This is a genomic window from Achromobacter sp. GbtcB20 (assembly GCF_019091095.1).
Taxonomy (GTDB): domain Bacteria; phylum Pseudomonadota; class Gammaproteobacteria; order Burkholderiales; family Burkholderiaceae_B; genus Achromobacter; species Achromobacter mucicolens.
In genome coordinates this window covers 1-268 of record NZ_JAGXJZ010000567.1, presented here as the reverse complement: position 1 = coordinate 268, position 268 = coordinate 1, and the positions used below count along the sequence as shown (strand labels likewise).

The 268-nt window shown below is 62.7% G+C and carries 1 protein-coding gene; it reads right to left on the bottom strand.

Annotated features, from left to right (window positions below):
* The coding region (locus tag KVT32_RS30245) for a peptidase dimerization domain-containing protein (protein ID WP_217619446.1) at positions 1-268 on the bottom strand (268 nt) is incomplete at both ends.

The window sequence follows — 268 nt, the reverse complement described above, 5'->3', positions numbered from 1 at the left end:
ATCGCCTCGACCGCGAACGCGGTCTGCTCGGGGTGGTTGACCAGCGGCGGATAATTGCGCTTGAAGCCAAAGTCGACACTGGCGTTGAAGCCGGCCGCGACGCCATTCGCAATCTCTTCCATGCGCCGTTCGATCAAATCGAGCCCCTCGGTGGAGAAGGTGCGCACGGTGCCGATCAGGACCGCCTCGTCCGGAATCACGTTGGTGGCGCTCCCGGCGTGGATTTGCGTGATCGACAGCACCGCCGTTTCCAGCGGATTCTTTTCGC